Raw genomic sequence first — 3,827 nt, 5'->3', positions numbered from 1 at the left:
TCGGCGGGCCCGCGTGGGGCGGGGCGGCGGGACCTCCTGGCCGTGGGGGCCTTGCTCCTCTCCCGCTCCGGGAGGTCGAAGAGGACTCCGTCGGGTTGGCCTGGCTGCGCTGTCATCATGCTCTGTCTACCAGAGCCCTCCGACGTCCTCCCCGCGCACACGGCCGTCCACAGGCGGCGGTACGTGGCCGTCGCCGTACTGGGCGTGCGGGTGATCCTGGAACGGGGGCTGTGGGCCGTTGGTGTGGGAGGCCGCCCAGGCGCACACGAGTGTTCCCGAGCGCTGCCCGTCCGGAGTGGTACGCGGTGCTCGGCGCCGCTTCCCGGGTGTCCGGTCGAGGCGACCGAGCGCGGGAGACGCGCCGGTCCTCCGGACAAGCGCCCCACCCCCGGCCACTGCCGCGTCGAACATGGTCACGGGGCGCGCGGGCAGAGGGTGGGGCCGCTGGCGCAGACCAGCACCCGGCGGCCGCGTCCGGTCCAGGAGGCCCACCTCGCCTCCGCCCCACCGGGCCCTCCATCCGCGACCGTCTCAGGGGCCTCCCCGCCCAGGACGCGACGGTACTGCGGGCGGTGGGCGCGCACCTGGGAACTCTGGCCTCGACGGACCCGGCCGACCGGGGAACGGCGCGGAGCTCGGCCGCGAACCGCTTCCGCGCCCGGTGGCGACTGGTAGAACTGGGAACCCGACAGACCGCGCTCGCGGGCGCTCCGCCTCCCCGACCGGGGACCCGGACGCGCCCGCGCCCGGACCCGGGTCGCGGTCCGGAGGAGCGGCCCCGGGCGAACGTGAAGGGGAAACCACGTATGAAGCTTGTCTTCGCCGGAACACCGCAGGTGGCGGTGCCGTCCCTGCGGGCGTTGATCGACTCCGACCACGAGGTCGCCGCCGTGGTCACCCGCCCCGACGCGCGCTCCGGACGCGGCCGGAAGGTCTCCGCCAGCCCGGTCGGCGCGCTCGCCGCCAGCGAGGGCATCGAGGTCCTCAAGCCCGCGAGGGCGGGCGACCCCGAGTTCCTGGAGCGGCTGGCCGAGATCGCCCCCGACTGCTGCCCCGTCGTCGCCTACGGCGCCCTGCTGCCCCAGTCCGCGCTCGACGTCCCCCGCCACGGCTGGGTCAACCTGCACTTCTCCCTGCTGCCCGCCTGGCGCGGCGCGGCACCCGTCCAGCACGCGCTCCTGCACGGCGACGACCTCACCGGCGCGTCCACCTTCCAGATCGTCAAGGAACTCGACGCCGGCCCGGTCTACGGCACGCTCACCGAGGCCGTGCGCCCCACCGACACCAGCGGTGAACTCCTGGAACGCCTCTCCGTCTCCGGCGCCGAACTCCTCGTGCGCACCCTCGACGGCATCGCCGCCGGGCAGCTCAGTCCGGTCGAGCAGCCCGCCGACGGCGTCTCCCACGCCGCCAAGCTCACCACCGAGGACGCCGAACTCGACTTCACCGCACCCGCCCTGCGGGTGGACCGGGTGGCCCGCGCGTGCACACCCGCCCCCGGCGCCTGGACCACCTTCCGCGGCGGACGCCTCAAGCTCGGCCCGGTCACCCCCCTCACCGACGCCGACACGCCGGTGCTCGACCCCGGACAGCTGCACGCCGACAAGAGGCGCGTCATCGTCGGGACCAGCACCCACCCGGTCGTCCTGGGAGAGGTGCGGCCCCAGGGCAAGCGCGCCATGGCCGCGGTCGACTGGGCCCGTGGCGTGCGTCCCACCGACGAGGACCGCCTGGGCCGCTGAGCTGCCGTAGTCTCGACCTGGCGGGGTGACACCCGCCAGGACCCGTCCCCGGTTTGTTGAGGCAGCACACGTTGAGCGAGCAGTCCCGATCCCCGTACCGCCGTCCCCGCAGGGGCGGGAGACCCGCACGGGGCGGTGACGGCCGGGGCGCGTCCGGGCAGCCCCAGCCCCGCGACCCCGCCCGCCGCGTCGCCTACGACGTGCTGCGCGCGGTCGACCAGCGCGACGCCTACGCCAACCTGCTGCTGCCCTCCCTGCTCGGCGAGCGCGGCATCAGCGGCCGCGACGCCGCCCTGGCCACCGAGCTGACCTACGGAACCCTGCGCCTCCAGGGCACCTACGACGCCGTCCTGGAGGCCTGCGTGGACCGCACGCTCGCCTCCGTGGACGCCGAGGTGCTGCCGCTGCTGCGCCTGGGCTCCCACCAGCTGCTGTCCACCAAGATCCCGCCGCACGCCGCCGTCAGCGCGACCGTGGACCTGGCCCGCAGGATCGTGGGCCACCACCGGAGCCGGTTCGTCAACGCGGTCCTGCGCCGGGTGTCCGCCCGCGACCTGGACGGGTGGACGTCCGTGGTCGCCCCCGACCGTTCCGTCGACCCCAGCGGCTACCTGTCCGTGGTGCACAGCCACCCGCGCTGGGTGGTCAAGGCGCTGGCCCGGGCGCTGGGGGAGAGGGCCGCCGACGGTCTGCACGAGACCGAGCGCCTGCTCGCCGCGCACAACGAGCGCCCCCGCGTGACACTCGTGGCCAAGCCGGGCCGCGCCACCGTCGCCGACCTGGTGGCCGCCGGCGCCGAGGAGGCGCGCTACTCACCGTTCGCCGCCTACCTCCCCGAGGGAGACCCGGCGGCGATCCGCGAGGTGCACCAGAACCGCGCCGCCGTGCAGGACGAGGCCAGCCAGCTGGTCGCCCTCGCCCTGACCAGGGTGGACACCCACGGTGCCGACGCGCGCTGGCTGGACATGTGCGCGGGCCCGGGAGGCAAGGCCGGGCTGCTGGCGTCCCTGGCCGGGCAGCGCGACGCCCGCCTGCTGGCCGCCGAGGTCCAGCCCGCCCGCGCCGGTCTGGTGGCCGGGGCGGTGCGCCGCTCGCCCCGCGACGCGGGCCGGGCCGTGGTCGCCGACGGAACCCGGCCCGCATGGCGGCCGGGTGCCTTCGACCGGGTGCTGGTGGACGCGCCCTGCACGGGGCTGGGGGCGCTGCGCCGCCGCCCGGAGTCGCGTTGGCGGCGCACCGAGGAGTCGGTCGCCGAACTGGGGCCGCTCCAGCACGACCTGCTGGTGAGCGCGGCCGACGCCGTCCGTCCCGGCGGGGTCGTCGCCTACGTGACGTGCTCGCCGCACCTGGACGAGACCGACGGGATCGTCCGGAGGGTCCTGTCCGAGCGCGACGACCTCACCCTGCTGCGCGCCGCCGACTTCCTGGACGACGTGCCCGACCTCGCGGCCGGTCCGGAGGGAAGGTACGTGCAGTTCTGGCCGCACGTGCACGGGACCGACGCGATGTTCCTGGCACTGCTGCGCAGGTCAGAGCAGGCCTGAGTCCGGAAGCCCCCGCGGGGGAGAGGGGCGCGGGGCTGTGTTCCGGGGGCCGTCCGCGCGCACGGGGACGCTGACCACCCAGGCCGGCGGGCACCCACGCCGGGCGCCCGACGCGGCGCCCGGAACGGGCGACGGGCTCTTTCCGTGTCACGCCCCCGGCTCTCCACCCTGCTCGGCGCCCTCCCGGGCCCGCGGGGACGCGGGCCCGGGAGTGAGCGGGGACGGGGGTGCCGGGGGCACCGGTGGCACGCTCGCGCGCAGACGCAGGGTGAGACGCTCGCCCATCTCCCGGCTGAACGCCCCGTCGTGCGCGACCCCCACCCGGTCGGCCAGTTCCACCACGTGCAGCCGGACGGTGGCCTCCACCAGCGTGGCGTAGACCCCGACCGCCGTCCGGGTACGCACCCAGGCGATCCCCGCCAGCGCGGCGGCGACGAGCGCGGCTGGCCACCACGCCACCGTCAGCGGAAGGTACAGCAGCGCCCACGCCGCGGCCCCGGTGGAGCGGGTCAGCCGTTCGCGGGCTCCGGCGACCTCCAGA

The 3,827-nt window shown here is 76.2% G+C and carries 2 protein-coding genes and 1 pseudogene; 2 read left to right on the top strand and 1 reads right to left on the bottom strand.

Annotated elements, in window-relative coordinates; translation table 11 throughout:
• The first annotated feature begins 806 nt into the window (after positions 1 to 806).
• Together fmt and D455_RS0117455 are read left to right on the top strand one after the other, a co-directional pair.
• On the top strand, positions 807 to 1,742 hold the full coding sequence (gene fmt / locus D455_RS0117460) for a methionyl-tRNA formyltransferase (RefSeq protein WP_017572002.1): 936 nt from the start codon (positions 807 to 809) through the stop codon (positions 1,740 to 1,742).
• A gap of 71 nt (positions 1,743 to 1,813) precedes the next feature.
• On the top strand, positions 1,814 to 3,286 hold the full coding sequence (locus D455_RS0117455; protein WP_017572001.1) for an RsmB/NOP family class I SAM-dependent RNA methyltransferase: 1,473 nt from the start codon (positions 1,814 to 1,816) through the stop codon (positions 3,284 to 3,286).
• Between the two features lie 147 nt (positions 3,287 to 3,433).
• Here D455_RS0117455 and D455_RS0117450 read toward each other — a convergent pair.
• Positions 3,434 to 3,827: pseudogene (locus D455_RS0117450) on the bottom strand (hypothetical protein); the annotation flags it as partial.

The organism is Nocardiopsis halotolerans DSM 44410, assembly GCF_000341065.1.
Taxonomy (GTDB): domain Bacteria; phylum Actinomycetota; class Actinomycetes; order Streptosporangiales; family Streptosporangiaceae; genus Nocardiopsis; species Nocardiopsis halotolerans.
The sequence above is the reverse complement of the archived record's forward strand: the minus strand, read 5'-3'. Positions and strand labels throughout refer to the sequence as shown.

What these genes read in the sequence shown, in the direction of transcription:
- fmt (WP_017572002.1), top strand. Translation starts at nt 807, where the DNA reads ATGAAGCTTGTCTTCGCCGGAACACCGCAGGTGGCGGTGCCGTCCCTG.